Below are 15,134 nucleotides of genomic sequence, written 5' to 3'. Positions count from 1 at the left end.
AATTGCTGAGATAGCAGCAATCAATCACAGATCATATTATATAAATATAGAAACTATTTAGTTGTACTAGGAGGAAATGAAATGAATTTACTAAGCAAAACACGAACAATCAACGCAATGCTGCAAAAGGCAGCAGGAAAGCCTGTTAACTTCAAAGAAATGGCTGAAACATTAAGCTCTGTCATTATTGCCAACGTTTTTGTAGTAAGCAGACGTGGAAAACTGCTTGGCTTTGCCGTCAATCAGCAGATTGAAAATGAAAGAATGAAGAAAATGCTTGAAGACCGCCAATTCCCTGAAGAGTATACAAACAGCCTGTTCAACATTCAGGAGACTTCTTCCAACCTGGACATCGACAGCCAGTATACTGCTTTCCCGGTTGAAAACAGAGACCTGTTCAAGAATGGCCTTACAACCATCGTTCCGATTATCGGAGGAGGGGAGCGTCTTGGTACGTTGATCCTTGCCCGTCTTACAGACAGTTTTGACGATGATGACCTAATCTTGGGTGAATATGGTGCTACGGTTGTAGGTATGGAAATCCTTCGTGAAAAATCTGAAGAAATTGAAGTAGAGGCACGCAGCAAAGCCGTTGTCCAGATGGCGATCAGTTCTTTATCTTACAGTGAGCTGGAAGCAATTGAACACATCTTTGAAGAGCTTGACGGAAATGAAGGCCTATTGGTTGCTTCCAAGATTGCTGACAGAGTGGGGATTACCCGCTCAGTAATCGTAAATGCACTTCGTAAGCTGGAGAGTGCGGGTGTCATTGAGTCCCGGTCACTTGGAATGAAAGGAACGTATATTAAAGTATTAAATGATAAGTTCCTTGTAGAACTTGATAAATTGAAGACAAACTAATGAAAAAAACCGACCTCACAATTGAAGGTCGGTTTTTTATGTTCTGCAAAATTTCTAAATATATAAACAGGTAAAAAGACCTATTTAGAAAATAAGAATATGGGTTGTATTTCCCTCTGTAGATAGTAAAATGTTAATAAATGTGAATACGACAAAAACCTACATCTCTTGCATACCGTGGAAGCAGCTGAAAAGAGAGGACGCAAAGCTAAGGGCTAATGGCAGCCTAGTTACTTAGATTAAGAAAAAGCAGTAGCTTCTTTTAATGAGCGATATCTGATAAAGAGGTCGCTCTATTTTAAGTGTTTAAAATTTAAAGGTTGGTTGTATTTCAATTATAGTATCCCTCTTCAGATTTTTTATGTTTTTTTGGATTGGTAATAAAAATAGTTTAGAAAATTATAGAAAAAAACAAGTAAAAAAGACTGATTTTCTGAATGATGATTGCCTTGAAACACGCTTATATCAGCTATTTATTATCGATTTTGAGTTAAAAGCCTTAAAAAAAAATGAATAATAAGTAACAGGAGAATTAACAGAATATACATAGACACTCCTTTTACTTAATATTACAATAGGTAGTATGTTTTCGTAACAAATGTCAAAATTCCTTAATCTTCGACAAAAATCAGGCTAGAGGTGTAAAAAATGAGTTTATTTTCCAGCACCATTCAATCACTTGAAAACGGGTTGAACTATTCTTCAACTAAACAGAAAATAATTTCGCAAAATATTGCGAATGTAGATACGCCCAATTACAAAGCAAAATCGGTTAGTTTTAAAAACCAGCTGAATGACTCCGTAGCAAATCTCAATACTAAAATAACAGACCCCCGCCACATTCAATTTTCAGGCAGGGGAGCTAATGGAATCACAGTAAGTAATAGACAGTTCCAATATAACCACAATGGCAATGGAGTAGATATTGACAAAGAAATGTCAGATCTTGCATCGAATCAAATATACTTTAATGCGTTAACGGATCGACTAAATGGGAAGTTCAATTCCTTACAGTCTGTTATACGGGGAGGTAAGTAACTGTGTCAATTTTTCATAGTATGAATACTGCAGCATCTGCATTGACTGCACAGCGCCTTAGAATGGATGTTATCTCATCCAATATGGCAAATGCAGATAGTACAAGGGGAAAGCTGGTGGATGGAGAATGGCAGCCCTATAAAAGGAAGTCAGTTGTATTTCAGCCTAATGAAGGACAGTTTTCTTCATTTCTCAATAAAGCTATGAATGTTAAAGACTCTCAATCTTTAGGTAATGGTGTGCGCGTTTCATCTATTAAAGAAGACAATGAGACGCCATTTAATCTTGTTTATGACCCTGAACACCCTGATGCCAATCAGGAAGGATACGTACAGATGCCTAACGTGGATCCCCTTCGCGAAATGATTGACTTAATTTCAGCGACACGCTCCTACGAAGCGAATGTTACGGTATTCAATGCTAATAAATCCATGATGATGAAATCACTTGAGATCGGTAAATAAGGAGGGGTACCATGCCAGTACATAATATATATTCTGCAATGAATAACAAAATAAGTCCGTCATTTGAACAAAATATTTCAAAACCAGTGCAGGGACAGCAAAATTTCGCTGACTTTCTAAAGAAATCGATAGATGAGGTGAATTCAAGCCAGAAAGAGTCAGACCTCTTGACCAACAAGCTGGCTAAGGGAGAGAACGTCGATCTTCATCAAGTGATGATTGCATCCCAAAAAGCAAGTATTACACTCCAGACTACGATGGAAGTCCGCAACAAGGTGGTAGAAGCCTACCAGGAAGTTATGAGAATGCCAATGTAACTTGCTGAGTGAGTGCTGCCGGATAAAAAAGATAGAGTAACCGGGGGATTATGATGAACGAAACGTTTAATAAATACAAACAACAATTGAATACATTTTGGGCGTCAAGGACAAAAAAGCAAAAAGGAATGTACGGGCTGGCTGCATTGGTGGTCATCCTTGCTATTGCTATAACTGGCTTCCTTTCTACAAGAACGACACTTGTCCCGCTCTATAGTAATCTTGCTCCCTCGGAAACAGGTTCTATCAAAGAAAACCTTGATGGGAGAGGGGTAGTCTCAGAGATAACAGATGGCGGATCAACCATAATGGTACCGGGAGAGATGGTTGATACGCTTAAAGTGGAACTAGCCGCTGAAGGGATTCCGAATTCAGGAAGTATTGATTACTCTTTCTTCAGCCAAAATGCCGGGTTTGGCATGACTGATAATGAATTTAGCGTAATGAAGCTTGATGCAATGCAAACAGAACTGGCAAATCTCATGAAGGGGATTGAAGGAGTCCAGGATGCCAACGTAATGATAACCCTGCCTGAAAAAGGTGTGTTTATCAGCGAGGACACTGAACAAGCTTCTGCTTCAATCGTCCTGAATACAAAACCGGGATTTAATTTTGACCAAAAGCAAATCAAATCCTTATATCACCTGGTATCCAAGAGTGTACCAGATCTTCCTACAAATAATATCGTCATTATGAATCAATTTTTTGAGTATTTTGATTTGGAAAATGAAAATTCTTCCTTTGGTGGAAATGTTGTACAGCAAATGGATGTCAAAGACAAAGTGGAAAAAGATATTCAAAGACAAGTTCAAAGCATGCTCGGAACTTTAATTGGATTCAATAAGGTCGTTGTATCCGTAACCACTGATATTGACTTTACCCAAGAAAACAGAGAAGAAAACCTTGTTGCGCCAGTTGATGAAGAAAATATGGAAGGAATCGCCGTAAGTGCACAGCGGATAACTGAAACATTTACTGGAAACGGTGAAGGAGCAGGGGGCATTCCTGCTTCAGAAGATGGCGGTGATGCGCTTGGATCCTATACAGAAGGTTCAAACTCTAATGGTGATTATGAAAAAATTGAAGAAACCATAAATAGTGAAGTGAATAGAATCCGAAAAGAGATTGTTGAAAGTCCTTATAAAATCAGGGATATCGGCATTCAAGTTATGGTTGAACCTCCTGATCCCGAGGACCCTAACTCATTTCCGCAGGATAGACAGGAAGATATCTCGCAAATCCTTTCTACTATTGTAAGAACTTCTATAGATAAAGAAGCCGGGACTGAACTGACGGAAGAAGCTATTGAAGACAAAATTGTCGTTTCGGTCCAGCCTTTCAATGGAAAAATGGAGTTCGAGCAGGAGGCACAGTCAGTTCTTCCTTGGTGGACATATGTTATTGGCGGAATCCTGCTTGCCATAATAATTTTACTGGTATTCTTAATTGCAAGAAAACGCAAATCCTCAGAAGAAGAAGAGATTGTGTCTGTTGAACAGCAGCAGACAATCAACATACCGGACATAGATACTGAAAAAGAAACAGAGGGTTCTTTACGAAGGAAGCAGTTGGAAAAAATGGCCAAAGAAAAACCGGAAGAATTTGCAAAGCTGCTGAGATCCTGGCTGGCTGATGAATAGGAGGAAATTAAAATGGCAAACCCACGTGAAAAAGAATTAACAGGCAAACAAAAAGCTGCCGTACTCCTCATTTCGCTTGGCCCTGATGTTTCAGCCTCGGTATATAAGCACTTGTCTGAAGAAGAAATTGAAAAGCTGACTCTGGAAATATCGGGTGTCAAAAAGGTTGAATCTGAAGCAAAAGAAGAAATACTTGAAGAATTTCATAATATTGCTCTTGCGCAGGATTATATATCACAAGGCGGAATTGGCTATGCTAAAACGGTTTTGGAAAAGGCGCTTGGAAATGATCAGGCTTCAGCCATCATAAACAGGCTGACATCTTCACTCCAAGTGAAACCCTTCGATTTTGCTAGAAGAGCGGATGCCTCCCAAATATTGAATTTTATTCAAAATGAGCATCCGCAAACCATCGCCTTAATCCTTTCATATCTGAATCCTCAGCAGGCAGGGCAGATTTTGTCTGAACTATCACAAGAGGTTCAAGCAGATATCGCCAGGAGGATCGCTTTAATGGATAGTACTTCTCCAGAGGTAATCAGTGAGGTAGAGGCAATCCTTGAGAGGAAACTTTCCACAACCGTCACTCAAGATTATTCCCATACGGGAGGAGTTGAAGCGGTCGTGGAAGTGTTGAACGGTGTGGATCGATCCACTGAAAAAACCATTCTGGATTCGTTGGAAATCCAGGACCCTGAACTCGCAGAAGAAATCAAGAAACGGATGTTTGTATTTGAGGATATTGTCACTCTTGATAATCGCTCTATTCAAAGGGTTATCCGTGACAGTGAAAATGAAGACCTCCTATTGTCACTAAAAGTATCCAGTGATGAAGTGAAAGATATAGTGTTCCGCAACATGTCTACGAGAATGGTAGAAACCTTCAAAGAAGAGATGGAGTTCATGGGACCGGTACGTTTGAAAGATGTCGAAGAATCACAATCCAGAATCGTTAGTGTAATAAGAAGGCTTGAAGATGCTGGTGAAATAATTATCGCCCGTGGCGGAGGAGACGATATTATTGTCTAAGGTCATTAAGAATTTTCAAGCGCCTCAGACCCCTCAGAGGCAGGCAAGAGTTATAGCTGTCAGGAATGTGTTAGAGGCTGCTGTAAGTGAAACAGAAGAAAATCCCGCAGTGACTCACCAGCTATTAAGGGAGAGAGAAAGCATATTGCAGGAAGCACAAGCGAAAGCTGAACGTATGCTGAATTCTGCTAAAGAAGAGTCACAACGGATGGAAGAAAAAGCTTCCAACTTGAAGTTGGAGTGGGAGAAGGAAAAAGAAAGTCTTCAACAGGAGGCTTACCAACAGGCTTTTGAACAGGGGATGGCCGAGGGGCAGAAAATGGGACGCGAGGAATACAAGCAACACATCACGCAAGCTCAAGAAGTTATTTCAAAAGCTCAAGAAGATTACTTCCTCCATATTGAAAAAGCTGAAAATGTCATATTGGAACTGGGGATGCGAACAGCCGAGCGGATTCTTGGTAGGGTAATAGCAGAATCCCCTTCAGCTTTTCTTGATATCGTCAAGCGTGGAATAAAGGAAGTACGAGACCTGCCTGAAGTACAAATTCACATTCACCCGTCCAGGTACGATTTGCTGAGTGAAAACCTGGAAGAACTTGAATCCATGTTTCCTATTCTTCAAAAGCTGCTCATTTACCCTGACGATGCGCTAAGTGCTGAAGAGTGTTTTATTGAGACAGGGGAAGGCAGGGTCATTGTCAGTATTGACAGTCAGCTCCGTGAAATAAAAGACAAATTGGTTGAGATATTAGAAGGTGAAAATGAATGAAAGCCGGCGAACTAGTTGATTACTTATCTTCACTGCAAACTTTCAAAAAGTACGGGAAAGTGAAAAGGGTAGTTGGATTGATGATCGAGTCACAGGGTCCGAAGAGCTCAATTGGCGAACTATGTTTGATACATTTATCTGAAAGCAGCAGAACCATCCAGGCTGAAGTAGTTGGCTTTAAAGAAGAGACTGTAATATTGATGCCTTATTCCAATATAAATGAAATCTCTCCTGGAAGTCTTGTAGAAGCAACCTCTAGCCCTTTGACCATTAAAGTAGGCCATTCGTTAATAGGAAAAATTGTTGATTCTCTGGGCAACCCCTTTGATGGTGAAAGGCTGCCGAAAGGGCTGGCAACAGCCCGCACAGAGCAGGATCCGCCCAGCCCGCTGACCAGACCTCCTATCAATGAAAAAATTGAAGTGGGAGTCAGGTCAATCGACAGCATGCTGACTGTAGGAAAAGGCCAAAGAGTCGGTATCTTTGCCGGGAGTGGAGTAGGGAAAAGCACCCTGCTTGGTATGATTGCAAGAAACACCACGGCAGATCTCAACGTCATTGCTTTAATTGGTGAACGAGGCAGGGAAGTCCGGGAGTTCATTGAACGAGATCTTGGGGAGGAAGGCTTAAAAAGATCGATAGTGGTTGCTGCTACCTCCGATCAGCCCGCTCTCATGAGAATAAAAGGTGCATTTACTGCTACTGCCATAGCAGAGTATTTTCGGGATAAAGGTCTTAACGTAATGTTGATGATGGATTCCGTTACACGGGTTGCAATGGCTCAACGGGAGATCGGTCTTGCTGTTGGAGAGCCTCCAGCTACGAAAGGATATACTCCATCTGTATTTGCGATATTGCCGAAACTGCTTGAACGGACAGGCACCAATCAAAATGGATCCATTACAGCATTTTATACAGTGCTTGTTGATGGGGATGATATGAATGAGCCGATTGCAGATACGACCAGAGGAATCCTTGATGGCCATATCGTCCTTGACCGGAACATTGCCAATAAAGGGCAATTCCCGGCAATCAATATCCTCAAGAGTGTCAGCCGTCTCATGAATCACTTGGCTTCAGAAGACCATCTTCGTGCAGCAGAAAAAGTCAGGGAGTTAATGAGCACATATAGTAACTCAGAGGACCTGATCAATATCGGTGCATATAAGAAAGGTACATCTCAGGAAATAGACCAGGCGATAGCCTGCCAGCCGAAGATCAATTCTTTTCTGAAGCAGGGCACACATGAGAAGGTATCGATGGATGAAAGCACAGCCGATCTAATCAGCCTGGCTGCAAAAGGGGAGTGGAAGTGATGGCGTATCAATTTAAGTTTGAAAATATCCTTGCTCTCAAAGAACAAGAAAAGGAAGAAGTAAGAGAATCTTATCGTGATGCTGTAGAGAAATTTGAACACATAGCCCAAAAATTATATGACTTATTGAAGAAAAAAGAGGATCTTGCAAACTTCCAATCTGAGAAAATTGTCAACGGGTTGTCGGTACACGATATTCGCCATAATCAAAACTTCATTACCAATATAGAGAAGACAATCGAATACTATCAAGGTATGGTCATCCAAGCAAGGAACCGCATGAACTGGCATGAACAGAAATTTTCCGAAATGAATATTGAAGTCAGGAAATACGAGAAGATCAAGGAGAATGATTACACCCGGTACAAACAAGTCTTGAACGCATCAGAAAATAAAGTTCTCGATGAACTGGCTGTCATGCAATTTGCAAATAAAAGAAATTAGGTGAAGACATGGGGAAAACAGCAGAGAAAGCAAAAAAAGAAAAATCAAACAGCCGTTTTCAATGGGTACTGTTTGCAGGCATAATACCTCTACTGTTTGCCGTGGTTATTGCCTTGATTGTTATGACTGTGGCTGGTGTAAATGTTTTTGAAAAAGCGAAAGAAATAGGCGGTGAAATCCCTGTAGTCTCTTCAGTTATTCCAACTGATGCAAAGGAAGAAGCTGCGAAACTTGAGAAACGAGTCCTTTCGCTTCAGACGGAAATCCAGAATAAAGAATCAGAGATCAGCAGTCTCCAAAGCAAAATTAATTCTCAAGAAGATGAGAAAGAACGGCTCTTAGCTGAACAGGAACAACTTCAAGCCCAAATTGTGGAATTTAAACAGATTCAGGAAGAAAACAAGCGGGCCTTTAAAGAAGTGATTACCACCTTTGAATCGATGTCTGCCAAAAGTGCAGCACCTGTCTTGTTGAATATGGAAAATGAGGAAGCTGTAAAGATCCTGTCGAATGTCAAGCCGGACACGCTTGCAAAGATACTGGAAAAAATGCCACCTGAAGATGCAGCGACGTATACTGAGTTACTATCAGCCGTAGTAGAGCAGGAGTCTTGAGGCTTATGAACTTGAAGGGAGGTGAATAAATGAATGTAGGAGTCATGCTTTCCATGCAAAAATTAGGTCAATTGTCAGTCCAGGGGAATTCACTTAAGGGAGGCGATAGCAAACAGGGCACTCTGTTCAGCGGCATGCTTTCGGCTGTGGATTCGGCTCCAGGAAAAGCTGAACCAATACCGGAAGCGATGTTGAAACTGCTTAACATGATGGAAATTCTTCAGCCGGTAGAAACCACAAGTTTGAAATCTGAAGAAGAAGTTGAATTAAGCATGGAAAATATTCTGGATGCATTAAATATTTCTGTAGAGGAATTAACTGAGGCTATGCAGCTCATCAAAGAAAGTATGGGAAATGAAGTTCCTCAGATTAAAGAACTTATAGCACAAATGTCTAAGCAAGAGCCGGAAGAGGCTTTGTTTCAGCTCATTGAGCTTATAGGCCTTGTGCCTGCAGATAGCTTGAAAAAGCTTGATAGTACAGGAATGGAAGTCCTGTTGAAGACTGCTAAAGGTTATGAACAGGCATTTAATCAGTCAGAAATGGACTTCAGGCAATCAGAAAAAGCAGAAACTCTTCAACAGAATCTGAAGGCACTTACACAGAAAATCGAACAATTTTTGACGAGCACTAAATTTGCTGGTCGGAATTGGAATCAAATCCTGGAAAAGGCATTCAACAATATTTATCTTACTGGTGATAATACTTCCCAGTTTAATAACAACTCACCTTCCCTGAGCAGGCTTTTCCAAAATGGGAATAGAACTTTAAATGAAGTTGAACACCTACAAAGTAAAGAAACAACAATTTCGAATTTTAGCTCAGGCATGTTTACCCAACAGACGGCAAAGGTGGAGCAACTCTCTCTGTTTATGAATAAGGGGGAGAATCACACTACCTATGAGCAGTTTACAAAAGAATTTGCCAAAGTAATAGGAAGGTCCCAACTACTCCAAACACCTAGTATGAGCAAGCTTTTGATCAAGTTGTACCCTGAACAGCTCGGTTCCATCCGAATTGAACTGCTTCAGCAAGATGGAGTGATGACAGCTAAGATTCTTGCCAGTACTAAGACTGCAAAAGAAATGCTTGATTCGCAACTAAATGGTTTAAGACAAGCTTTTAGCTCACATAACTTGCAGGTAGATAAAATTGAAGTTGCCCAAACACTATCTGAATCAAGCCGCCAGGAAAGACAATCTTCGCAACAGCAAGGCGGACAGCAGCAAAAGGGGCAGTCAGGACAGGAACATCGACATAATGATGATGAAACAGAAGCAACATTTAAAGACATTTTAATGAACAGTGAAGTATAGGTGATGACCATGTCAAACACAATTAATTCAAATTTGTTATTATCTTCCCTCCAGCAAACGCAGAGAGAGGGCGGGAAAGATGTACTCGGAAAAGATGATTTCATGAAAATCCTCATGACACAATTGCAAAATCAGGATCCATTAAATCCGATGCAGGATAAAGATTTTATTGCTCAAATGGCAACATTCTCAACGTTGGAACAAATAACAAACCTTGGAAAAACAATGGAGAAGTTTATTGAAGCAGAAGGCCAAAACAATTTGATTGCTTATAATCAGTTTGCAGGTAAAGAGGTCACATGGCACAAGCTTAATGAAGCTTCCCAGGAAGATGGAAAGATGTCTATACAGGAAGGAAAAGGGGTCATTTCTTCTGTGCGCTTCAAGGATAATGAAGTTCAATTCGTTCTAGAAGATGGTACGACTCTGTTGCCTGGAAACATATCTCAAGTCAATAACAGTGGAAGTATGTATGGAGGCAGCTCATTAGTTAACGCAAGCAACCTGATTGGAAGGGCAGTCTACTGGGAAGATGGAGATACCGAAACATCGAGTACAGTTAAATCAGTGTCACAAAAAGACGGCAGCCTGTGGTTTCATCTGGAAAACGGTGAAAAAATCAAAGAAGATAAAATTATGAAAATCGAATAAAAGGGTGTGGTTGAATGGATAGGAACTTTATTAATCGTTTGCCATCTCAACCAATTACGTCGCAATTTCCATCAAAGAATATCAATAGGAAACCAATCCCGAATCAATCATTTGCAGACACATTCAAGAAAACGGTCAAAGGCACGAGAGAAAATCTTACAATCAGCAAGCATGCAGATTTCCGGTTGAAGCAGAGAGGGATTGAAATTTGTCCACAAACCTGGAAAGAGGTTGAGAGCAAGGTTGCACAAGCCAAGGATAAAGGTGTAAAAGAATCACTTGTTCTGCTCTCGAATGCGGCATTGATAGTCAGTGCCAAAAATTCCACAGTGATTACTGCCATGGACAGACAAGAAGCAGTTTCTCAAATATTCACCAATATTGATGGAACTATATTAATAGACCAATAGGCTGGACCCATAAGGAAGCCTGTCACTGCAGACCGACAGATGCAGTGAGAAAAGAAAGGGGAAAATGATAAATGCTACGTTCAATGTATTCTGGAATCAGCGGAATGAAAAATTTTCAAACTAAACTTGACGTGATTGGGAATAATATCGCAAATGTAAATACCTATGGTTTCAAAAAAGGTCGTGTTACTTTCAAAGATACTATGAACCAGACAATTTCTGGTGCATCGGCTGCACAAGATAACCGAGGAGGCAAAAACCCGTTACAAGTTGGATTGGGCTCCACCTTAGCTACCATAGATACAATCCATACGCAATCAAGCCTACAAACTACGGGTAGATCATTGGACTTGGCGATAAACGGTGACGGTTATTTTGTTATGAAGCAAGGCGGTCAGCAAACCTATTCCCGAGCTGGTAACTTTTATCTTGATGACAGTGGGACATTAGTGAACGGAGATGGTTTAAAAGTACAGGCCTTTAAGATGAATGCAGACGGGACAGTTGGTAATGCTTATGGTGATGTTTCTGTTAACGTAAATGCAGTGTTACCGACTATTGAAACAAAAAATATTTCATTCACGAATAACTTGTCAGATAATATTAGCCAGCAAGTTAAATTAGTAAGCTCAGATGGCAAAGAAGTAGTGGGAAAAGTTAATTTTGTTAACAGTACAGGAACGGACAGCTGGGATGTACAATTAAATGGTAAGTCGGTAGGTACCTTGGATTTTTCCACTGTAACACAAACTAATCCAGAACCTGTTTGGAATGAAACAACTACTACTCCCTCTCCTTGGCCGATAACAGTAGATGGAGAACCGATTCCTAGGATAAACTTCGACTTCTCGGATGTGTCGCAAAATAAAAATGAACCAACAACCATTATTGGTGACCCGGATGGCAACACTCAAGGCTCCCTTGAAAGTTTCAATATTGGTGCAGGTGGAGAAATAAACGGAGTATTCTCAAACGGTTTAGTTGAAACATTAGGAGTATTAGCTTTAGCAAAATTCTCGAATCCATCAGGATTATCCAAAGCAGGGGGGAACGTATTCCAGGAATCGATTAACTCGGGCGTCGCTAACATAGATCTCCCTGGGAATGGAAGAGGTTCCCTAGCTTCCGGATCACTGGAAATGTCCAATGTTGATCTTTCTGAAGAATTCACAGAAATGATTACAGCACAACGTGGATTCCAGGCAAATACTAGAATCATAACAACTTCAGATGAAATCCTTCAAGAGCTTGTAAACTTGAAACGATAATAGATTGCAAGGGAGGTACGGGGCTGGTACAGTTAGGGCTGTCCAGTCCTGACTGAATTTGATAAAACTAACAAAGTTGAATGGCAAATCCTTTTCACTCAATTGTCTATACATAGAAAGCGCAGAAGCCTTTCCAGATACGACAATCATTCTTACCAACGGCAAGAAGATCGTTGTCAAAGAAACCATCGAAGAGGTGGAGGAAAGAACACTTTCCTTTTACAGAAAAATTAATGTACTGGGAGTAAGAAGTACCAGGGGGATACATGATGAAAAATAAAATGATAACTATTACACTCATCCTGCTAGTAACAATTACTTTAGTTGGTGTACTGGCACTCATTGTCCTTTTGAAATTCAATGATGATGAGGAAGCTAAAGAACCAAGTATCGATGAGGTGATTGAGGCTTCGGTTGATGTTCCTGAAATCACCACAAATTTATTAAACGGTGCTTATATTAAAATTTCGTTTAAAGTTCAGACTGACAGCAAGGAAGCTAAAGAGGAACTGGAAAAAAGAGACTTTCAAGTGAAGAATATCATTATCGAAGAACTTTCTGAATTAAAGTCTGATGAACTTCAAGGGAAAGAAGGCAAGCAAAAGCTTGAAAACACCATCAAGGAAAAAGCAAACAGCCTGATGCAAGAGGGAAAGGTAGAAAAAGTTTATATCACCTCTTACATGATTCAATAACATAACTTCTACAGAAACGGGGGTGAGGAAATGTCCAGTGAGGTTCTCTCGCAAAATGAAATTGATGCTTTGTTATCAGCTCTTTCAACAGGAGAAATGAGTGCTGATGACTTTAAGAAAGAGGAAGAAGAAAAAAAAGTGAAGGTTTATGATTTCAAACGAGCTCTTCGATTTTCAAAAGATCAAATCAGGAGTTTGACCAGAATTCATGAAAACTTTGCAAGGATCCTGACCACCTATTTTTCAGCACAGCTAAGAACTTATGTACAAATCTCTGTAGTATCTGCTGATCAGGTACCTTTTGAGGAGTTTGTTAGATCTGTACCTAAAATGACCCTTCTGAATATCTTTGACGTTCCCCCCCTGGATGGACATATACTGATGGAGGTCAACCCTAACATCGGCTATGCAATGATGGACAGAGTGATGGGCGGCAGAGGTACAGGATTGAATAAAATAGAGAACTTGACAGAGATTGAGACAAAGATCATGTCAAATCTATTTGAAAGGGCATTTGACAACCTTCGTGATGCCTGGAGCAACATTGCAGAAATAGATCCCATACTGGCTGAGTTTGAAGTCAATCCACAGTTTTTGCAGATGGTTTCACCGAACGAGACGGTGGTCGTTATCTCCATGAATACTACGATTGGGGAAACAAGCGGGATGATCAATATCTGTATACCTCATGTCGTATTGGAGCCCATTATTCCAAAGTTGTCTGTCAGCTATTGGATGCAAACCAAGTCGAAAGACAAGAATCCTCGGGAAACAGAAAATCTGGAAAAACGGATTAAAACAGCACAGGTACCTATTGTGGCAGAACTTGGGGATTCGGATATCACAATTGATGATTTTCTGATGCTTGATATCGGTGATGTCATTCAGTTAGACAGGCGTATTGATGAGCCCATGGTTGTAAGGGTTGGGGATATTCCAAAGTTCACAGCCCAGCCTGGTGAATTGAATAAGAAGGTTGCTGTGCAAATCTTAGATTCTTTTAAGGGGGGAGAAGAGGATGATGAGTGATGAAATGTTATCTCAAGACGAAATTGATGCCCTGTTGAAGGGTGCTTCCAACGAAGAGCAAGAACCACCTTCTTCTCAGAAGTTGAATGTAGAGGATTATTTAAGTGAATTTGAACAAGATGCACTTGGGGAAATTGGGAATATATCCTTTGGAAGTTCCGCGACTGCACTTTCTACTTTATTGAACCAAAAGGTGGAAATCACGACACCAAAAGTTTCCATCCTGGAAAGAAGCAAGCTTGAGGACGATTTTCCTCATCCTTATGTAGCGATTCAGGTTGAATATACTGAAGGATTTTCCGGAGCGAACCTTCTGGTCATAAAACAAACTGATGCAGCCATCATTGCTGACCTCATGCTTGGGGGAGACGGTTTGAATCCATCCGAAGACCTTGGTGAAATACAAATAAGTGCTGTCCAGGAAGCGATGAATCAAATGATGGGATCTGCAGCAACATCCATGTCGACTGTATTCAGTAAGAAAGTGGACATTTCACCACCTACGGTTGATATGATGTATCTACCAGAAGGGGAGGGTGTTGATACGATACCTGAGCAGGATTTGTTGAGCAAAATCTCTTTCTCTTTAAAAGTGGGGGATTTAATTGACTCAAGTATCATGCAGCTGCTTCCATTGAACTTCGCCAAAAAATTGGTAGAAGAATTGACGAATAATGATGACACATCATCGACAAATTCCGATATAATGGAACAAGAACAAGAACAAGAACAAGAACAAGAACAAGAACAAGAACAAGAACAAGAACAAGAACAAGAACAAGAACAAGTAAGTCAATCAAGTACTACAACACCACAGCCTTCGGCTCAGCCTCAGCCAGGGCAGGCTCGTCCAGCACAGCAGCATATAGAGGAAAAAGCACAGCCGCAGCATTTCGGAAGCAAACAGAGCAGTAATTTTGAAAATCAGCAGCCTGTAAATGTTCAACCGGCATCTTTCACAAGCTTTGAGCAACAGCCTGCGCAAAGGCAAGAAAGCAAAAACCTGGACATGCTGCTTGATATTCCGCTTAATGTAACGGTAGAACTGGGGAGAACAAGTCGTTCAGTTAAAGATATCCTTGATTTGTCATCCGGGTCCATCATTGAGCTTGATAAGCTGGCTGGAGAACCAGTAGATATTTTAGTCAACAGCAGACTGATTGCCAAAGGCGAAGTTGTTGTCATCGATGAAAATTTCGGTGTTAGAATTACCGATATTGTCAGTCAATCAGATCGCTTAAAAAAATTAAAGTAAAAATCGGGGGAAAAGA

Annotated in this window: 18 protein-coding genes; all 18 read left to right on the top strand. The window is 40.6% G+C overall.

Annotation, left to right across the window (positions count from 1 at the left end; all coding sequences use genetic code 11):
• Positions 1 to 81 precede the first annotated feature (81 nt).
• Positions 82 to 861, top strand: coding sequence for a GTP-sensing pleiotropic transcriptional regulator CodY (codY, locus tag M1E09_RS14425; RefSeq protein WP_456271551.1), 780 nt, complete (start codon positions 82 to 84; stop codon positions 859 to 861).
• A gap of 648 nt (positions 862 to 1,509) precedes the next feature.
• Positions 1,510 to 1,899 (top strand): flagellar basal body rod protein FlgB, encoded by a 390-nt coding sequence (gene flgB / locus M1E09_RS14420; RefSeq protein WP_456271550.1) that lies wholly within the window; start codon positions 1,510 to 1,512, stop codon positions 1,897 to 1,899.
• 2 nt (positions 1,900 to 1,901) lie between these two features.
• Complete coding sequence (gene flgC, locus M1E09_RS14415; RefSeq protein WP_456271549.1) at positions 1,902 to 2,363, top strand: flagellar basal body rod protein FlgC; 462 nt, start codon at positions 1,902 to 1,904, stop codon at positions 2,361 to 2,363.
• 38 nt (positions 2,364 to 2,401) lie between these two features.
• Positions 2,402 to 2,680: a flagellar hook-basal body complex protein FliE gene (fliE, locus tag M1E09_RS14410; RefSeq protein WP_456275000.1), complete on the top strand. Its 279-nt coding sequence runs from the start codon at positions 2,402 to 2,404 to the stop codon at positions 2,678 to 2,680.
• A 53-nt stretch (positions 2,681 to 2,733) separates the two neighbouring features.
• Positions 2,734 to 4,320 (top strand): flagellar basal-body MS-ring/collar protein FliF, encoded by a 1,587-nt coding sequence (gene fliF, locus M1E09_RS14405; protein ID WP_456274999.1) that lies wholly within the window; start codon positions 2,734 to 2,736, stop codon positions 4,318 to 4,320.
• Between the two features lie 12 nt (positions 4,321 to 4,332).
• Entirely contained in the window at positions 4,333 to 5,349 is a 1,017-nt protein-coding gene (gene fliG / locus M1E09_RS14400) for a flagellar motor switch protein FliG (RefSeq protein ID WP_456271548.1), read from the top strand.
• Positions 5,342 to 6,121 carry a flagellar assembly protein FliH gene (fliH, locus tag M1E09_RS14395; protein WP_456271547.1) on the top strand — a complete coding sequence of 260 codons (780 nt, stop codon included), beginning with the start codon at positions 5,342 to 5,344 and terminating at the stop codon, positions 6,119 to 6,121. Before fliG ends, fliH begins: the two co-directional genes overlap by 8 nt.
• Entirely contained in the window at positions 6,118 to 7,437 is a 1,320-nt protein-coding gene (fliI, locus tag M1E09_RS14390; protein WP_456271546.1) for a flagellar protein export ATPase FliI, read from the top strand. The genes fliH and fliI overlap by 4 nt, the downstream gene beginning before the upstream one ends.
• Positions 7,437 to 7,880, top strand: coding sequence for a flagellar export protein FliJ (fliJ, locus tag M1E09_RS14385; RefSeq protein ID WP_456271545.1), 444 nt, complete (start codon positions 7,437 to 7,439; stop codon positions 7,878 to 7,880). The genes fliI and fliJ overlap by 1 nt, the downstream gene beginning before the upstream one ends.
• A gap of 8 nt (positions 7,881 to 7,888) precedes the next feature.
• The gene (locus tag M1E09_RS14380; RefSeq protein ID WP_456271544.1) at positions 7,889 to 8,494 is read left to right on the top strand and encodes a MotE family protein; all 606 of its coding nucleotides are present in this window, start codon (positions 7,889 to 7,891) and stop codon (positions 8,492 to 8,494) included.
• Between the two features lie 29 nt (positions 8,495 to 8,523).
• On the top strand, positions 8,524 to 9,810 hold the full coding sequence (locus M1E09_RS14375) for a flagellar hook-length control protein FliK (RefSeq protein WP_456271543.1): 1,287 nt from the start codon (positions 8,524 to 8,526) through the stop codon (positions 9,808 to 9,810).
• Positions 9,811 to 9,819: 9 nt separating this feature from the next.
• A complete protein-coding gene (gene flgD / locus M1E09_RS14370) occupies positions 9,820 to 10,461 on the top strand; it encodes a flagellar hook assembly protein FlgD (protein WP_456271542.1) in 642 nt (213 codons plus the stop codon).
• A 14-nt stretch (positions 10,462 to 10,475) separates the two neighbouring features.
• A complete protein-coding gene (locus M1E09_RS14365) occupies positions 10,476 to 10,871 on the top strand; it encodes a TIGR02530 family flagellar biosynthesis protein (RefSeq protein ID WP_456271541.1) in 396 nt (131 codons plus the stop codon).
• 71 nt (positions 10,872 to 10,942) lie between these two features.
• Complete coding sequence (locus tag M1E09_RS14360; protein ID WP_456271540.1) at positions 10,943 to 12,139, top strand: flagellar hook protein FlgE; 1,197 nt, start codon at positions 10,943 to 10,945, stop codon at positions 12,137 to 12,139.
• 58 nt (positions 12,140 to 12,197) lie between these two features.
• Positions 12,198 to 12,419: a flagellar FlbD family protein gene (locus M1E09_RS14355; protein WP_456271539.1), complete on the top strand. Its 222-nt coding sequence runs from the start codon at positions 12,198 to 12,200 to the stop codon at positions 12,417 to 12,419.
• Positions 12,409 to 12,834, top strand: a complete 426-nt coding sequence (gene fliL / locus M1E09_RS14350) for a flagellar basal body-associated protein FliL (RefSeq protein ID WP_456274998.1) — start codon at positions 12,409 to 12,411, stop codon at positions 12,832 to 12,834. The genes M1E09_RS14355 and fliL overlap by 11 nt, the downstream gene beginning before the upstream one ends.
• Before the next feature lie 30 nt (positions 12,835 to 12,864).
• Complete coding sequence (gene fliM / locus M1E09_RS14345; protein WP_456271538.1) at positions 12,865 to 13,863, top strand: flagellar motor switch protein FliM; 999 nt, start codon at positions 12,865 to 12,867, stop codon at positions 13,861 to 13,863.
• A complete protein-coding gene (fliY, locus tag M1E09_RS14340) occupies positions 13,853 to 15,118 on the top strand; it encodes a flagellar motor switch phosphatase FliY (RefSeq protein ID WP_456271537.1) in 1,266 nt (421 codons plus the stop codon). Before fliM ends, fliY begins: the two co-directional genes overlap by 11 nt.
• Positions 15,119 to 15,134 lie beyond the last annotated feature (16 nt).

The sequence above is a fragment of the Bacillus sp. AK031 genome, from assembly GCF_053903065.1.
Note: the sequence above shows the minus strand (reverse complement) of the source record. Positions and strands in the feature narration are given on the sequence as shown.